Source organism: Chryseobacterium lathyri, assembly GCF_030812195.1.
Lineage (GTDB): Bacteria > Bacteroidota > Bacteroidia > Flavobacteriales > Weeksellaceae > Chryseobacterium > Chryseobacterium lathyri_A.
In genome coordinates, this window is record NZ_JAUSSF010000002.1 from 211654 (window position 1) to 228155 (window position 16502).

General features: G+C 35.9%; 16 protein-coding genes. 10 read left to right on the top strand and 6 right to left on the bottom strand.

What is annotated here, in order from left to right; translation table 11 throughout:
* Nucleotides 1–137 precede the first annotated feature (137 nt).
* The 6 genes from J2T03_RS11205 to J2T03_RS11230 all read left to right on the top strand — a co-directional run bounded on the left by J2T03_RS11205 (nucleotide 138) and on the right by J2T03_RS11230 (nucleotide 5338).
* Nucleotides 138–392, top strand: a complete 255-nt coding sequence (locus J2T03_RS11205; RefSeq protein ID WP_306840439.1) for a hypothetical protein — start codon at nucleotides 138–140, stop codon at nucleotides 390–392.
* A gap of 101 nt (nucleotides 393–493) precedes the next feature.
* Nucleotides 494–1150: a hypothetical protein gene (locus J2T03_RS11210; protein WP_307211259.1), complete on the top strand. Its 657-nt coding sequence runs from the start codon at nucleotides 494–496 to the stop codon at nucleotides 1148–1150.
* A gap of 79 nt (nucleotides 1151–1229) precedes the next feature.
* Nucleotides 1230–2732, top strand: coding sequence for a DNA recombination protein RmuC (gene rmuC, locus J2T03_RS11215; protein ID WP_373425236.1), 1503 nt, complete (start codon nucleotides 1230–1232; stop codon nucleotides 2730–2732).
* 87 nt (nucleotides 2733–2819) lie between these two features.
* Complete coding sequence (locus J2T03_RS11220) at nucleotides 2820–3668, top strand: LytTR family DNA-binding domain-containing protein (RefSeq protein ID WP_307211261.1); 849 nt, start codon at nucleotides 2820–2822, stop codon at nucleotides 3666–3668.
* 90 nt (nucleotides 3669–3758) lie between these two features.
* The gene (locus tag J2T03_RS11225) at nucleotides 3759–4544 is read left to right on the top strand and encodes a CPBP family intramembrane glutamic endopeptidase (RefSeq protein WP_307211262.1); all 786 of its coding nucleotides are present in this window, start codon (nucleotides 3759–3761) and stop codon (nucleotides 4542–4544) included.
* 26 nt (nucleotides 4545–4570) lie between these two features.
* Entirely contained in the window at nucleotides 4571–5338 is a 768-nt protein-coding gene (locus J2T03_RS11230; RefSeq protein ID WP_307211264.1) for a TrmH family RNA methyltransferase, read from the top strand.
* A gap of 118 nt (nucleotides 5339–5456) precedes the next feature.
* Here the strand turns inward: J2T03_RS11230 and J2T03_RS11235 are convergent, their stop codons facing one another.
* On the bottom strand, nucleotides 5457–5798 hold the full coding sequence (locus J2T03_RS11235; protein WP_076507063.1) for a hypothetical protein: 342 nt from the start codon (nucleotides 5796–5798) through the stop codon (nucleotides 5457–5459).
* A 182-nt stretch (nucleotides 5799–5980) separates the two neighbouring features.
* Here J2T03_RS11235 and J2T03_RS11240 point away from each other — a divergent pair, with 182 nt between their 5' ends.
* Both J2T03_RS11240 and J2T03_RS11245 read left to right on the top strand, forming a co-directional pair.
* Complete coding sequence (locus J2T03_RS11240) at nucleotides 5981–7162, top strand: hypothetical protein (protein WP_307211266.1); 1182 nt, start codon at nucleotides 5981–5983, stop codon at nucleotides 7160–7162.
* Nucleotides 7146–7727, top strand: coding sequence for a hypothetical protein (locus tag J2T03_RS11245; protein WP_306840447.1), 582 nt, complete (start codon nucleotides 7146–7148; stop codon nucleotides 7725–7727). The genes J2T03_RS11240 and J2T03_RS11245 overlap by 17 nt, the downstream gene beginning before the upstream one ends.
* Here the strand turns inward: J2T03_RS11245 and J2T03_RS11250 are convergent.
* Together J2T03_RS11250 and trhO are read right to left on the bottom strand one after the other, a co-directional pair.
* On the bottom strand, nucleotides 7676–8251 hold the full coding sequence (locus tag J2T03_RS11250; protein WP_307211268.1) for a 5-formyltetrahydrofolate cyclo-ligase: 576 nt from the start codon (nucleotides 8249–8251) through the stop codon (nucleotides 7676–7678). The genes J2T03_RS11245 and J2T03_RS11250 overlap by 52 nt on opposite strands.
* Before the next feature lie 20 nt (nucleotides 8252–8271).
* Nucleotides 8272–9624: an oxygen-dependent tRNA uridine(34) hydroxylase TrhO gene (gene trhO, locus J2T03_RS11255; protein WP_307211270.1), complete on the bottom strand. Its 1353-nt coding sequence runs from the start codon at nucleotides 9622–9624 to the stop codon at nucleotides 8272–8274.
* Nucleotides 9625–9999: 375 nt separating this feature from the next.
* Here trhO and J2T03_RS11260 point away from each other — a divergent pair, with 375 nt between their 5' ends.
* Entirely contained in the window at nucleotides 10000–11526 is a 1527-nt protein-coding gene (locus J2T03_RS11260; RefSeq protein WP_306840450.1) for a trypsin-like peptidase domain-containing protein, read from the top strand.
* A 56-nt stretch (nucleotides 11527–11582) separates the two neighbouring features.
* Here the strand turns inward: J2T03_RS11260 and J2T03_RS11265 are convergent, their stop codons facing one another.
* From J2T03_RS11265 to J2T03_RS11275, 3 genes are all read right to left on the bottom strand, one after another.
* Nucleotides 11583–12038, bottom strand: coding sequence for a hypothetical protein (locus tag J2T03_RS11265; protein WP_111957020.1), 456 nt, complete (start codon nucleotides 12036–12038; stop codon nucleotides 11583–11585).
* Entirely contained in the window at nucleotides 12038–12418 is a 381-nt protein-coding gene (locus J2T03_RS11270) for a RidA family protein (RefSeq protein ID WP_045491236.1), read from the bottom strand. Before J2T03_RS11270 ends, J2T03_RS11265 begins: the two co-directional genes overlap by 1 nt.
* A 138-nt stretch (nucleotides 12419–12556) precedes the next feature.
* The gene (locus J2T03_RS11275; protein WP_306840451.1) at nucleotides 12557–15142 is read right to left on the bottom strand and encodes a putative LPS assembly protein LptD; all 2586 of its coding nucleotides are present in this window, start codon (nucleotides 15140–15142) and stop codon (nucleotides 12557–12559) included.
* 51 nt (nucleotides 15143–15193) lie between these two features.
* Between J2T03_RS11275 and J2T03_RS11280 the strand changes: the two genes are divergently transcribed.
* On the top strand, nucleotides 15194–16483 hold the full coding sequence (locus J2T03_RS11280; RefSeq protein WP_307211272.1) for an N-acetylmuramoyl-L-alanine amidase family protein: 1290 nt from the start codon (nucleotides 15194–15196) through the stop codon (nucleotides 16481–16483).
* The last annotated feature ends 19 nt before the right edge of the window (nucleotides 16484–16502 follow it).

The following is a 16502-nucleotide window of genomic DNA, read 5'->3' on the forward strand; positions in this document are numbered from 1 at the left end:
ACTGTAACACCTATTAAAACATTAGCAAAAAAAATTAAACAAATCAATATATAACTCCATAGTGATTTATTTTTTTCATTATCTTAGAGGTTCATTTCCAGATTTATAGAAATAAAAACCATCAAAAAATTAATTCCATGAAAAAAATGAACGTATCAAAAATTTCAAGAAAAGAATTGAAAAATGTATTTGGGGGAACTTTGTATCCTGCCTTGGAATGTTACTCCGACAGAGAATGCAGCCGCTATGGTGAAGCAATGATTATGTGTCCCGACGGAACCTCTTCCATGACGGGACATATTTGCATGGGAGGTAAATGCATGCTGGCTACAGGATTCTGTGAACCTCTTGTCATTGGGCCTATCAATCCCGGACCAGTACCCGTTCCGTAAATACCCAAATAATTTATAGTGAGTCTTCCGGGCTCACTTTTTTATCATACTTAATAAGCAGAACCATTATATCTCCCAAAATGAAAAGGAACCTTAGCATCTTGTTTTTATTGTATCTAAGCATTTTTTGTGCAGCTCAAAATAAAAAGTATCCTGAAATTATTAATTCAGGGTATAAGGGAAAAATACGTTCAATTACAATCAAAATATATAGTGATTCAATAAAAGATAAATCTGCTGATTCTTTAATCTCTGTGAAAACCCGTTATTATAATGAAGACGGAAATGCTACAAAAGAATCATATCAAAGTGATAAAAACCAGCAAGTAACTGAGTATGAATTTAAAAACGGGTTAAGAACAGGATATTCCCTCAGCAGACATGGAGAAGTCAGGCTCAGAGCGAAAATTATTCAGCAAAAGGGCGGATATATTATTAACCTCTATGATTTACAAAACAGGCAGGTATCAAAAGATAAATATAAGTATAATGAGCTTCTAAGAATAAAAAGCAATGAACGCATGATTTATGATAATCGGAACGGCCAACTTAAAAGCCATTCATTTGTCGGTTACTATTACAGCGAAGAAGGATTTATTTCAGGATATGATGTGAAAGATTTATTGACTGCCCAAACCGTCACTTACAGATTTCAGATATCTCATAAAGACGATCACAAAAATCCGGACAAATTAATTCTATTAAAAAATAACCGCCCCTTTCAAAGTCATTCAATAGATATTGAGTATTATAAATAAATCTCCATGCTTGTCATTCTATAAAATTTTGATGGTTTCCCATAAAAGAAATCAATTTTTCTTTTTGTAATTTTGAAACATGGAGATGACATATTTAATTATTGGATTTATTGCCGGCGGAATTCTGGGAGCCGTTATTTTGTATTTCGCACTAAAATCGTCTATGGTTTCAAGAAATTCTTATGACGATCTGAATAATCTGCATATCAAAAACAATTCTGATCTGGAAAATCTTAATCTGAAAGTCCAGGAACTGAGCCAAAATATCAGTAAAGAAAAAGAACTGAACCAACAGCAGACCGATCTCTTAAATGATTTGAAAAATGAATATGCAAAAATTTCGGCAGAACATGCTTCTTTAAATTCTCAGTTTTTAGAACAAAAACAACTCAACTCAAAACAAACCTCCCAAATAGAGAATCTTATCTCTGAGAAGCAACATATTTTTGCTAAAAACTCTGAACTTACTGCTAAAAACGACAGCCTACAGCAATCTCTTGATAACCAAAAGGAAGAAATCATTAAGATTCAGGAAGAATCAAAGCTGCAGTTTGAAAACCTTGCCAATAAAATTTTAGAGGAAAAAACAGAAAAGTTTACGACTTTAAATCAAAATAATTTAAAAAATATTCTTGAACCTTTCCAGGAAAAAATCACCGACCTTAAAAACAGGGTAAACGAAGCTTATGAAAAGGAAAACAAGGAGCGTTTCTCTCTGGCAGAAAAGGTAAAAGAGCTTGCTGAACTGAATCAGCAGATATCAGAAGACGCAAAAAAGCTGACAAGAGCTTTAAAAGGGGAAAGCAAAACCCAGGGGAACTGGGGCGAAATGATCCTTGAAAGCATCCTTGAAAAATCCGGACTTGTAAAAGGAAGGGAATATTTCCTCGAACATGAGCTTCGTGATGAAGACAACAAAGCCCTGTTCTCTGAATTTTCGGGAAAGAAAATGCGGCCTGATGCTGTTATAAAATACCCGGATGAAAGAAATGTGATTATTGATTCCAAAGTATCTCTTACTGCCTTCACAGAATTGGTAGATGAGAATGACCAGGATATTTATGCGATGAAGCTTAACCAACATTTGGGGTCTATCAAAAATCATATTCTTCAGCTAAGCCAAAAAGCTTATGATGATTATGGAAAATCTTTGGATTTTGTCATGATGTTTATCCCGAGTGAACCGGCTTATATTGCTGCCATGCAGGCGGACCAGAACCTTTGGAACTTTGCTTACGAAAGAAGGATCCTTCTGCTTAACCCAAGCAACCTGATCACTTCTCTGAAACTTATTGCCGATCTATGGAAGCGTGAGTATCAGAACAGGAACTCTATGGAGATCGCCGATCGCGGGGCAAAACTATACGATAAGTTTGTAGGTTTTGTGGAAAACCTGGAGAAAGTCGGGAAAAATCTTGATCAGGCTAAAAATGTATATAACGATGCTTACAAGCAGCTGTCTACAGGAAATGACAACCTTGTCATCCAGACGCAGAAACTGAAATCCTTAGGAATCAAAAATAAGAAAGACCTGCCGCAAAGCCTTATTGATAATGGTAACTTTCTGGAAACAGAAAACTGATGACATACGCTGTCCAAAGTTTTCCCCAAAAGCCGTGAATGCCAATTGCTCAGTAACTTTAAAAATTAAATTCCAAAGATTGATTATATGTTTTCCTTTGCAGCATATTCTTATCCAAAGTCTGAATCTTATAAAGAGATTCTGCTTTCATCGATTGCTGCCGGCCTTTTAACCTATCTGTTCCTGATTGTTTTTCAACCTTTTGGAACAGAAAACTTCCGGCATCAGTATAAATATCTGTTGCTTTTCCCTTATTCCGTTATCTTCGGATCTGTTTTTTTTGCTGCAAACCTTAGTATTATTCATTTCAGAAACTGGAACATCGGTTCCGAATTACTGAAGGTGGCAGGTATTCTTTTTTCAGCCTCTATCCTATCCTATTTTTACAATTCTCTGTTTATAAGTCATGTTACGCTGAGCTTCGGCAACTATCTTTATATGTTTCTGTATTGCCTGGCGTTGGGAATCCCTATTTCTACTATTTATATATTGTCGAGGTATATCTACTTGAAAAAAACTCACGAAAAAACAGCTAACGAGATCTCCCGGCAGCTGGCTGATCATGATAATCCAATCGTTGCCACATTCAATAAAATCTTGAATATATCTGCAAATAATATGGATTTGCAGATTCATGAAGAGAACTTCATCTGTGCACAGTCTATGGAAAACTACTGTTCCATATATTTTTTGGAAAACGGTCAGGTGAGAAAACTTGTGGTCAGGATAAGCCTCTTAAATCTTTTGGAACAGGTTCAGACAGATTCTATAAAAAAATGCCACCGTTCCTATATTGTTAATTTGAATCAGGTTAAAAATCTTAAAGGAAATGCACAGGGCTATAGACTTTTCCTTTCTGAGATTGATTTTGAGATCCCCGTTTCAAGAAGTTTTATTTCTTTGATTATTCCAAAATTAAGATCTTCAAAAATCTGATATTTGTTGCTCGTCACATTCTTTTGTCATTCATCACTTTCATTTGACCAGCCTTATTGTAATCTTCATTTTTGTTCAAAATTATAAATAATGAACAAAACTATTTCTTTCTTCTTCTTTTTCATTCTGGGATTTTCTGTCTACTATTTTGTTGATCTCTTTTATTTTAAAAGTATTCAAAGCTTTGTTAAGCAATTATCCGGGAGTAAAGCTGTCGCCCATATTTCAGCATACTGTATCACAATGCTCCCCCTTGTTATTACTTTAAAAATCCTATTTCCGGAGAAAAATATTACCAACCTTTTTTCAATCAACAAACCTGTTCTGAAAGGTCTTTCCATAGCTTTTATGGGCACGCTTCCTATGCTTGCCGGCTATTTTACGTATTTTAAGCTGGTACAAAGTATTAATTTTCAATCGCTCTTCATTAACAGCATTTCATCTCCATTTTTTGAAGAACTTATTTTCAGGGCGTTCCTCATAGGGATTCTATACAGATTTACCCGGATGGGATTTATTACTTCTGCTTTATTCGGATCATTATTGTTTGCTCAGGTGCATTTATACCAGGGCAGCAGCTTCGCAGAGCTTACTGAAATATTTCTCATTACCTTTTTAGGTTCAGTGTTTTTTTCATGGGCTTATTTTGAAACTGATTTCAATCTTTGGACAGCAATCTCCCTTCATCTTTTCATGAATCTGTACTGGGAGATATTTAATGTTTCGGACAATGTTTCAGGCAATATGTATGGAAATTTATTTAAAGTTTTATCCATTTTACTTATTACAGCCTTAGTTATCTATAATAAACGCAGGAATAAAATACCGTTTCAAATTACCGGAAAAAACCTTTTCATCAAAACCAAGGAGATGTAATCACAAATTTTGCATAATTTTGCAGCATGTTGATAGAAAGTTTTCAAAACGATAAAATAAAAAATGTCACCAAACTTTTGGCAGACAACAGGTTCCGTAAAAAATCAAAAGTTTTTGTAGTTGAAGGACAACAGGAAAATGAAAGAGCTTTACAGTATGATTTCGAATCTACCGAATTTTTTATCTGCGAAAACATCTTTAAAGGAAAACTTCCCGAAGGTAAAATCTATTTTGTAAGTGAAAAAGTATACGAAAAAATAGCCTATAGAGGGAGCTCTGAAGGAATTATTGGAATTTATAAAACTAAAGAAAATCTCCTGTCATCATTTATTCCCAAAGAAAATTCTACCATCATTATTGTAGAAGGTGTAGAAAAGCCCGGTAACCTTGGTGCTATCCTCCGAAGCTGCGAGGCTTTCGGAATTGATGCCCTGATCGTTGCAGAAGGAAAAGCTGATTTTTACAACCCTAATGTGATACGCTCAAGTGTCGGTTGCCTCTTCGGAATGGAAGTTTATGATGCTGAAAATGAAGAAACCCTTGAATTTCTACAGAAAAATAATTTCAATATTTATATCACCCTTATGGATGAGACCGCTGAAGATCTTTATAAAAGAGATTTCAGACAGCGTTCTGCCGTTTTATTCGGAACGGAACATTCCGGATTAAGTGAGTTCTGGATTGGAAAAGGAAAAAATACGCTGATTCCTATGGCGGGAAGTATTGATTCTTTGAATCTGAGCAATGCAGTAGCTATTACCTGCTATGAGTCTTTAAGACAAAAGAAGGGATAAGAATGTAGACTTTTCCATCACTCGATGAGATGCCCAGGTAAGGTTATGGTTTTTTAAAGCATAAAAAAACCGTCTCACTGTGTGAAACGGTTCTTTTATTGTTAAGCTTATGCTAGAATTATTTCTTAGCAGCGTCTTTAACTTCTTTTGCAGCATCTTTTGCAGCACCTTTAGCAGCATCAGCAGCACCTTTAGCAGCGTCAGCAGCAGCTTCAGTTGTAGCTTTAGCAGCATCAGCACCAGCAGCAGTTGTAGCAGCAGCAGCATCTTTAGTAGCATCAACAGCAACGTTAGCAGCTGAATCAATTACTTTAGCAGCAGAATCAGAAACTACAGCAGCAGAATCAGCTACGTTAGCAGCAGCAGAATCAGTTGCTCCTTCAGTAGAAGTAGCTTCAGTTTTTTTACAAGCAACTAGAGAGATTGCAGCGATAGCAGCTACGAATAATGACTTTTTCATAATAAATTAAATTTAATTTTGTTAATATTGTTTTTATAAATTTTCTTCTGTTCTGTTATTTGAACAAGACAAAGGTAGAGCAGATACAAAAGTTGTTTATGAAAAATAATTGTAATACATTTGTAAAATTGTTTTACAAAAAAACAATACTGATAATCAACAATTTAATTATTTTATAAAAATTGACAGATTTAGATCTATTGCACTTTGAACAGCTAAAAAAAGACGTTCAGACAGAATATTTAAAAAAATCCACCCCTTCCCATGATGAAATTTCAAAATGGAAGGGGATAGATATTATATATTTTCAGGAAGACCTTCGAAAAAAAGCGAAAGGTAACATCAGTGAAAAATCATTTTACACCTATTTTAAAACTTCGCCGGTTACCAAATTACCCAGAATCGATATGCTCAATTTATTGAGTATTTATGCAGGATATGAATCATGGTACGATTTCAAGAAACAACATCTTTTTGCAGGAGAATTGCTGCAGGAAAATGAAGATCTTGAACAAGAAGAAATTCATGAATTAGAAAAAACGGTTTCTTCGGCTCCTGAATTACCAAAAACTGAAATTCAACTTCAAAAAATAGAATATCAGCCACAGGAAAACACCGATTTACAAAAATCAAATACTGACAATCAGTCAATTACAAAAAATCCAACGACTATCACTCCAACAGAAATACAACCTCCTGTTGTGAGGAAAAATTTTCTCAAAAAAAACGCCTGGGCTATCGTTACCTCTGTTTTAGTTGCGATTACTGGAGTTCTTGGATTTAAAGACCAGATATTTTCGAAAACCTATAAATATTGCTTTACCGATAAAGACCGTGGTGTTTCTGTAATTAATACTCTAGAAATAAGAGTGATTAAAGAAAATGAATCTCCGCTTCTTTATAAATTAAAGCCGGGTGAATGTTTTTATTATTCAACCAAAGACAAAAATATTAAAATGCAGATCAGTGCTCCTTTCTATGAGTACCTGGAAGTCAACAGGAACCTTGAAAATGCTCCCGATGAGGAAATGATCGAACTTAAACCTGATGACTACAAGATGGCAGCTTATTACTTCTCAATTAAAGATGTAAAAGGAGGTAATCCGGAAGAGCAGGTAGCCCTGATTAAACAGAAGAGAAACCAACTGGAAAACCTGATCAGCAACAGTGCGGTTATTTATCAGGTGTACGACAATAAAACGTATGGTATAGAAAGGCTTGACAAGCAAAAATACATTACGCTGGTAACTACGCCTACCACATCTCTAAAAAATCTTAATGTTATAGAGATGAAAAAGGACAGTAAAGGAAAAATAATATCTATTAAATTTAAAATCGCATCCACAGATGAAGAAAATAAATAAATTTTTAATCTTCGCAGTACTTTTTTTGGCATTTATTTCCTGTAATAATAAAAAGACGGAAGTAAGTGATCTGGATAAATTAAGAAACAGCACCAACATAAAAAGCTATCCTGCCGTACAGATGGACAGTATGCAGGCCATTAATTCCATCACCAAACAAAAAGTGCAGGAACTTCTTGACCTTTCAACCCTTTACCTTTCCGGAAACAGAAATACAGAGATTGACACGGTAATCTTTTCACAAATGGAAAGCTACTTCCATAAACCAGATTCTTTAACGTTCAAAAAGCTGTTAAAAGAGCTGGACAGCCTTAAAGTAAAATCGGTAAAGGTAAATAGCCTGAATGTTTATAAAGAGTTCTATAAAAAGGATACGCTGGATTATGCTAAATTCAATCTGGAATATTTTGATTCAAAAAATAAATCCCTGGGAACTTTTGAGAAAAACGCCCAGTATATTTTGCTTTCTACCCCAATGATTAAAAAAGAATTTAAATTTTATTTCTTAGATTTTTACTCTGACCCGTTAAAGAAAGACAGCACATCAGTAGGTGTCACCAAATAGTCCAGCGGAACATCGTTTTCCCAGACATCATCGATATTTTCATCGGGGTTAAAGTAATTAACTCCGATTTTTTTTGTCTCAGGAGGAATTATTTCAAAAAAAGCATCGTAAAATCCTTTTCCGTAGCCTACTCTATTTCCTTTTTTATCACAATACAGTAAAGGCGTGATAACATAATTAAAATCTAAAAAACCAGAATCTTCATTAGAAACAGGCTCTGAAATACCCCAATTATTCGTTTCAAATTTCGTATCATTAAAAATTTCTACGGAAATTAATTTTGTATCAACAATTTTAGGCACAAAAACTTTGACATTCCGGCTTAAAAAATAGCTAATGAATATTTGAGTATCAATTTCCTTAAACCTTTCGATCGGAATGAAAATGTGGACTTTCTGACCTGGGACAGGTTTAAAATAGTCAACGAAATTTTCAAAAATCTTTTCAGATAACAAGAAAGCCCTATCAGTTGACAAGGCTTTTCTTAGTTGCATATATTTTTTTCTAAGTTCTGCTTTTAACATCTGATCAGGCGTTTTAAAGCTTAAAGAATTTTATAAATTTTATCTGATAAACGAACTCTGAAAGGAAGTTCAAAAGTGATCTGATCTCCTGTTTTTGCTGTTTCACAAGGTCCTCCGTTTGCAAAAAGTTCAGTAATGGTCAATTCCTGCTCGCCGGTGGTAGGGCCTGAAATCAATACTTTATCACCTACTGAAAGTTCTTTGTTTTCAATTAAAAACTGTCCGATTTTTGATTTTGTATAATAATGTTCTGCTTTACCGACCAATACTTTTTTGACCGCTATTTTTTGACGAATATTTTTTGTTTCTGCTTTTGCTAAAGGCTTATTAGGCAGATCGCCGGAATTTTTAAATTTCAACGCATCAGATTTTCCTTTTCTAAAGACTTTATTTCCAACCTGCAATCCTTTTCTTAATTTCAACTGTTCTTCTAAGGGTAAATGTATGGTTTCCAAACACTCTGTAGAACAGCAGTTTTCCATCACAGCTTTACATTCGTCACATTGAATAAATAATAAATGACAGGCATCGTTAGCACAGTTCGTATGGTTGTCGCAAGGTTTTCCACATTGGTGGCACTGGGCAATAATATCATCTGTAATTCTTTCACCTAAACGGTGGTCAAATACAAAGTTTTTTCCAATAAATTTACTTTTTATTCCTTCTTCCTTGATCTGGCGGGTATATTCAATAATGCCTCCTTCTAATTGAAAAACATTTTTAAAACCCTGATGTTTGAAATAGGCACTGGCTTTTTCACAACGGATTCCTCCTGTACAGTACATTAACAGGTTTTTATCTTCTTTAAAATCCTGTAACTGTTCGTTGATAATTGGTAGACTTTCTCTGAAATTTTCCACGTCAGGAGTAATAGCACCTTCAAAGTGACCTATTTCACTTTCGTAATGATTCCTAAAATCCACTACAATGGTATTTGGATCTTCAAGTAAATTATTAAATTCCTGAGCTTTTAAATGAATCCCTTTATTGGTAACATCAAAAGTATCATCGTTCAAACCATCAGCGACAATTTTATGCCTTACTTTTATGGTCAGTTTTAAAAAAGAATAATCATCCTGCTCAACCGCTACATTTAAACGGATCCCTTTCATAAAGTCGTAAGCCTCCAGTGTATTGCGAAAAGCCTCAAACTGATCCGCAGGAACACTCATCTGAGCATTAATACCTTCGTGGGCAACATAGATACGGCCAAGGGCATCAAGCGCATTCCAGGCTATAAATAATTCGTCGCGAAATTTTTGGGGATCTTCAATTTTGGCATACGCATAGAAAGACAACGTAAGGCGTTCCTTACCAGCTTCATCAATAAGTTGAGCTCTTTCTTCTGCGCTTAAGGTGTTATACAGTTGCATGCTATAAACGTTTTAAGTGAGAAAAATATTTTTGCAAATATAATCATTTTTCAATTGAATAGATTGGCGCGTATGGAGTACAGTAATGAAAAAAATCCGGAATTAATCAATGAAGAACTTTTGGATTAATTATTGTACCTTAAACATAAAATTTCATTTTTCTCTGTAGCTTACTAAACGTGACATTTTTTCTTTAATAATTTTTTAAGTTTTGTTAATGCACCTTTTAAAATTATGACATAATGTATAAAATGACACAATAGCCGTTAAATTTTAGTTAAAATTGAAACATAGCATGTTAATTGCTTACTCATTTAGCATTAAATTTGTTTGCGAGAAAACAAAAATCAATAAATAAAAAAAGAAAGATATACAATGAAGAGTACTTTAAAAAAACTATTACCATTTGCAGTAGTGGGAGTTGTCTCAGGAGCTACTACCGTTGGGACACTACAATATTTCGGTCAGCATTCAGATAACGGTGACCAGTCTTACTTCACAGCAGCAGCCCCTAATGCCTCATTTGTAGGGATGAATACCGGAGCTGTAGGCGATGATTTTGTAAAGGCTTCAAAAACTACAGTTCCGGCTGTTGTTACCATCAAAAATTACCAGAGCAGATCAACAAGCAGGGCTTCAGAGCAGGATCTGTTTGACTTTTTCTTCGGAGATCCTTTCGGAGGAAGAGGCCAGCAGAGACAGAAGCAGCAGGTTCCGGACAATATGCCATCAGGAATGGGGTCCGGGGTGATCATTTCCCCAGACGGGTATATCATATCCAACAATCACGTTGTTGCTGGAGCAAATAAACTGGAAGTTGTTTTAAGTAACAAGAAATCTTACATTGCTACTCTCGTAGGAACAGACCCAAACACAGACATTTCTTTACTTAAGATTGAAGAAAAAGGCCTTCCTTATTTAAATTTTGCAAATTCAGACAATATCGAAGTCGGACAATGGGTACTTGCAGTAGGAAACCCACTTGGATTAAATTCTACAGTAACAGCTGGTATTGTTTCTGCTAAAGGTAGAGGAATTGGTATCCTGGGAAGTCAGGGCAAAGCTGCCAATCCTATTGAAAGCTTTATCCAAACTGATGCAGCGATTAACCCGGGTAACTCAGGAGGAGCACTGGTTAATGTAAATGGTGATTTAATCGGGATTAACTCTGCAATCCAATCTACCACAGGATACTATCAGGGATACGGATTTGCTGTTCCGGCTAATTTGGCAAGAAAAATTGTTGAAGATATCAAGAAATTCGGAATTGTACAGAGAGGATTCTTAGGTGTTTCGTCATTAGACCTTTCTAATGATCAGCAGGTAACGGCATACAATAAGCAGTTTAAAACTGATATCAAAGCAGGTTCTGGGGTATACGTAACCGGATTTGGAGATAACAGCGGCGCAGAAGATGCAGGTCTGAAAAAAGGTGACGTCATTACTAAAATAGATGCTTATGATATCACAGATTTCGCAGATCTTTCCATGTCTATCGGAAGCAAACGCCCTGGTGATAAAGTTCAGGTGACTTATTTAAGAAACGGTAAGATAAACACCACTACAGTAACGCTGAAAGATCAGAAAGGAGGAACTTCCACAAGAACCAAAGCTGATTTGAGTGTCACTGAAAAAATAGGAGCTGATTTTGATCCGCTTAATGAAAGATTCAAAACAGAATATGGATTAAACAGTGGCGTTGTTGCTAAAAACGTAAGTGAGGGAAGCGAGATGGCCAAAATCGGAATCGTGGACAATTATATCATTATAGAGATCAACGGTAAGCCTGTCAATTCACAGAAAGACGTAGAAAAGATCCTGGATAAATACCAGGGCAATGTGCAGGTGAAATTTGTGGATGACTACGGAAGAATCTATACCAAAGGATTCAAGATGCCTTAAACACAAGACAATAGTCTTTTTATATCAACAAAAACGCTGCAGATTTGCAGCGTTTTTTATTTGGTTTTGTTCATTTTATCAGCGATCTTCTTTTTCTTATTCCGTTCATAAATAATCTCTACAATCTTTCCCCCAATCCACGAAAACGGGAAAAATGTAAGGAAAATAGAGATCTTATAAAATGTAGGATGGTATGGAAATACAATAACATCCAGCATGGCTATGAACAGCATAATAAAACCAATAAGAATAGCATACGCCACCTTGGCATACTTTACAATAAGTGCAGTAGCAACCCCTCCTATCGTTGTTCCCAGCCCTGAAATAAACAGCAGAAATCCGAAAAACGCATTATCGCCTCTCATGCTGTAAAGAAATCTCTGCCAATGCTCAAAAGGGGCAAAAGCTTCGAAAGTGATCCATTGCGGAAAAACCCTTATACCAAGAGTAATAATAAGCCCGGCTATTCCAAGGCCTACAAGAACCGCAATTGTATTTCTTATAAAATTCATTAATCCTGATGTGCAATCATAGAAATTTCAATATCAACATTCTTAGGCAGGCAAGAAACCTGTACAGTTTCACGAGCCGGATAGCTTTCTGCGTCAAGATATGAAGCATAAATGTCATTCATTACTGCAAAATCGTCCATACTTTTAAGGAAGATGGTAGCCTTCACTACATTTTTAAAAGTCATTCCCGCTTCAGTAAGAATTGCCTCAAGGTTTTTCATTACCTGATGCGTTTCCTTCTCAATTCCCTCTACCAGTTTACCAGTTGCAGGATCTACAGGGATCTGTCCGGAAATATATAAAACTCCGTTTGCCATATTAGCTTGTGAGTAAGGACCGATTGCTGCAGGTGCATTAACTGTGTTGATTATTTGTTTCATATATGGATATTTATTTTTTCAAAGGTCATCATGTAATCACCATCTCGTGTATTCGTTTGCCAACAAATTTCGTTAACAGTGATTAGAATTTATTTTGGTTGCAAATATAAAATTATATTTACAATTGTCAATCTGATATTAGAAAGGTGCATCAGGCTGCGTAAAACTTCTGTCTTTGTACTTTAATGCATCGCTTAAGATATTAGCTTTGATACCGATAAAGAAGTCGTATACCTTATACTGGCCGAAAGGAACCCAGTTGAAGTTAATTGTGAAACTTCGCTGATCTCTGGTAAACCCGATTCTTGTATAAGCAAGATCTTTCGTCACAAGATCAAAGTGTGTACTTCCGTTGATATTCCAGTACGGAGTAAGCTTGATGCTGCCGTCCAGACCTACAGAAGCAATCTTGGTACCAAGCGCCGACAGTCCTTTTGAATAAGCATAGTTGGCATTGATATTCAAAGTCCATGCCTGGTCGAAATGAGCATAATTATCATCATCAAAATAATAATTTTCATTTCTGACTTCACCTTTTGCCGGATATTTTTTAGCATAATCCGTTTTTTCACCAAAGAGCTCACTACTTAAAGGATATGATAACTGCACGTTGAAACCCTGTACGCTGAAATGTCCAAACTGTTCCGTTCTTACTCCCTGCGTTGCACCCGGAGCAAAGACAATCTTATAAGGATCCAGTGAAAGACTGGTATTTACATTTAATTTATTATTGAAGAAAGAAGACTGCCCGTTGATGCTGAATACAGACCATGGATGATCTTTCGCTGCAAAATTGTAATTTCCGGAAAGGTTAAGGGATTCAAAGATTTTTACTTTCTTTACACCGGTAGAATCAGTTTTAGACTTTACTTTCATTTCAATATTGTTTCCAATATTAAAACCTAAGGCTCCTACCACTCCACTTGACGGGCTTCCTACAATTCCTTTTTCAAAAATAGAATAAGGGGTCAAAGCTCCTTCTGCATTGTAATAGTTTTTATAATATCCGAAACCGGGACTCGAGAAATCCGGTGAATAAGTAAAGCTAAGACTTGGTGTCATCATATGTCTTACTGCTTCTACAGCAGAACCTTTTTTAAATTTCAGCATTCCATAAAGAGTGGTCTGAAGACTGGCAGATGAAGAGAACGTGGAATATCCGGCAATATTTTTCTGTATTTCATCCACATCCGCATTCTTTACAGGATCATAATATTTTTTAAGTGTTTTCGTCGTTAAAGCGTTATCAATGTTCGCACTTAAGCTGAACGTAAAATATTTCGCTACCGTTGTGTTGGTTCCTAATGCAATATTGTTTTTCAGTCCCGTCTGCATCTTATCCCACATTGCTTTTGTAAACAGCTCATTTTCCTGTGTATTTACAAAGTTGGTCAGGTTAAAACCTGTGTTTACTGTAATATTTTCAAGAAGTCCCTGTCTCACTCCTGTTTTCGAACCAAACAGATAAAACTGATTGATCGCCACATTCATCTGAGGGAGACGAAGATCTGCTAACCCGGTCGCAAAGTTTTGAGAATATGATGCTGTCCCGGTGATGGTTGCAGGCAGCTTTAAAAATCTTTTTGTGACTGTTACCGCTGAACTCTGCTGTGTATTCAGGACGTTCTGGTTGAAAATATAGTTGTTATTAAGCGGATTGTTGTAAAACTTGGTACTTACAATATCCACAGAAGCACTGAAAGTCAGGAAAGGATTCGCCTTTGTGTCCTGAGTGTGTGTCCATGCGATTCTGTACGTGCTGTTCCTGGTATAATCATCCAAACCTTTAATTCCTCTCACCATGGTCCCTACATCCGCTGTAAAAGTTCCGGAATACCGGTATTTCTTCAGATAATTCATCTGTGGTCTTAAGTTCCAGCTTCCTTTGGTGTAGATATCAGCAAGCACTTTAAGGTCAAAATGCTCCCCTATCGGCTGGTAATACCCCAATCCGTTAAGGAAAAAGCCTACATCTTCCCTTTCTCCAAAACTTGGAATCAGGATGCCGGCTGCCCTTTTGTCTGAAAACGGAAGAATGGCAAACGGAAGAATAAGAGGTGTTGGCACCCTTTCTATATACATCTGTATAGGACCTGTAACAATCTGTGATTTATTTTTAGTTTTGATCAGCTTGATGTTGGATGCCCGCATAAAGTAATCCGAGGCTGTATCTTTTTTCTTGATATAATATTCATCCGTTGTATAATCTGCATTTCTCATGGCAAAAACAGAATCATTATATTTTTTGGTTTTCTGTGCTGTGATCACCCCCTCGCTTTCTTCTGTTCTTGCATTAAAAGCAATGGCTTGCTTGGTTTTGGTATTGTAGCTGAACTCATTGGTCTCATACTTCTTACCAGCCTGAGTGGTAATTACAGGTTCTATGATCTTCCCTAAAGAATCCTGTTTTCCTCGTGCATAGATCAGGTTTTTGTTATCATCAATAGAGATATAATCTGCATCGATCTGCATGTCCTGGTATTTTACCTGGGCATTTTTATTCAGAAATGTCATCTTTTTCGGGACATCTCTACGCTGATCATCTGCCTTTGTATGAAGAACATCATCTAAAGCTTCTTTTTTTACAACAATGGTATCCTTTTTGGAAATAGTATCATTAACCACATTTTTAGGCAATTTTTCAGGGGTTTTCTGTGCTAAAAAATTGTTAAAAATTAGGATAATTAAAATTTGTAATATATTTTTGAGGACGGTTTTGGCCAATTTTATTCTTTAATTAAGGCTCAAAATTAGTATAATTTTTAAAACTGTAAGATGTACAAACAAAAATTTAAAATAATTTTATCATTTCTCCTCCTTCTTTCCGGTATTTTAATTTTTTCACAAAAGAAATTTACGATCGTTTTAGATGCTGGTCATGGGGGAAGCGATCATGGTGCGAACAGGACTTATGCGGATATCGGAAGGGTTGCAGAAAAAGACGTTACACTTGCCGTTACTCTAAAGATTGGAGCAATGTTGGAAAAAAACAGAGACTTCAAAGTTATATACACCCGTAAATTCGACGAATACCCTTCCCTTTCAGACAGAACCAACCTGGCCAACAGAAGTAAAGCTGATCTTTTTGTCTCGATCCACTGTAATTCTTCACAGAGACCTACAGCCTACGGAACTGAAACTTATGTGCAGGGACCTAACCAGAATGATGAAAACCTGGAGGTTGCAAAAAGAGAGAACGATGTGATCTTTCTTGATGAAAAAGACAGACAAACCTTCGGATCTTACAACCCAAGTTCCCCGGAATCTCTTATTGCCCTGAAACTTCAGCAAAATAAATACCTTGAGTCAAGCTTGCTGCTTGGCGGACTGGTGGAAGGTAATTTTGTAAATAAGGATAAAAGATTTTCAAGAGGTGTTTTCCAGAAAAACCTTCACGTCCTGCGTATGAATGCAATGCCTTCTGTATTGATAGAAACCGGTTTCATCAACCACCCAGAAGAAAGCCACTATTTGGCTTCTGAAAAGGGACAGAACGAAATTTCTGAAAGTATCTATAACGCGATCATCGATTATAAAAAAGCAATTGACAGAAAAACAGGTGGATCTTCTATTGCTACCAGAAAACCGGAACCTGAAAAGCCTGCCGAAACTCCTTTAAAAAATGATTTCAGAATTTTACTGTTGAGCTCCCCGGTTAAATACAATGACGGAGATCCTGCTTTAAAGGGCTTAAATTATATTCTCCCTATCAAAGACAATGGGCAATACAAATATTACTATGGAGTTACTAATATGGCTTCGATAAAAGATATCAACCTCAAAACGGCCAAGGATGCGGGATTCAGAAATGCTTATGCAGTAGGATTTATGCCTAATCAAAAACTTCTGACGGGCTATTATACCATTGAGGTTTATACAGGCGATAAACTGAATGGCAATTCGTTTATTCTCCAGACATTGAAAGATGTGGAGAGAAATAAAGACAATGGAGTGTTTTACTACACTTATGGTAAAGTATTTACTTTAGAGGATGCTGTAAAGCTCCAAAAAGACCTTGAATCCAAGGGAATCAAGAATACTATTATTCAAAAAGTTTTTAAATAACGTAAAAAATAATTTTGAA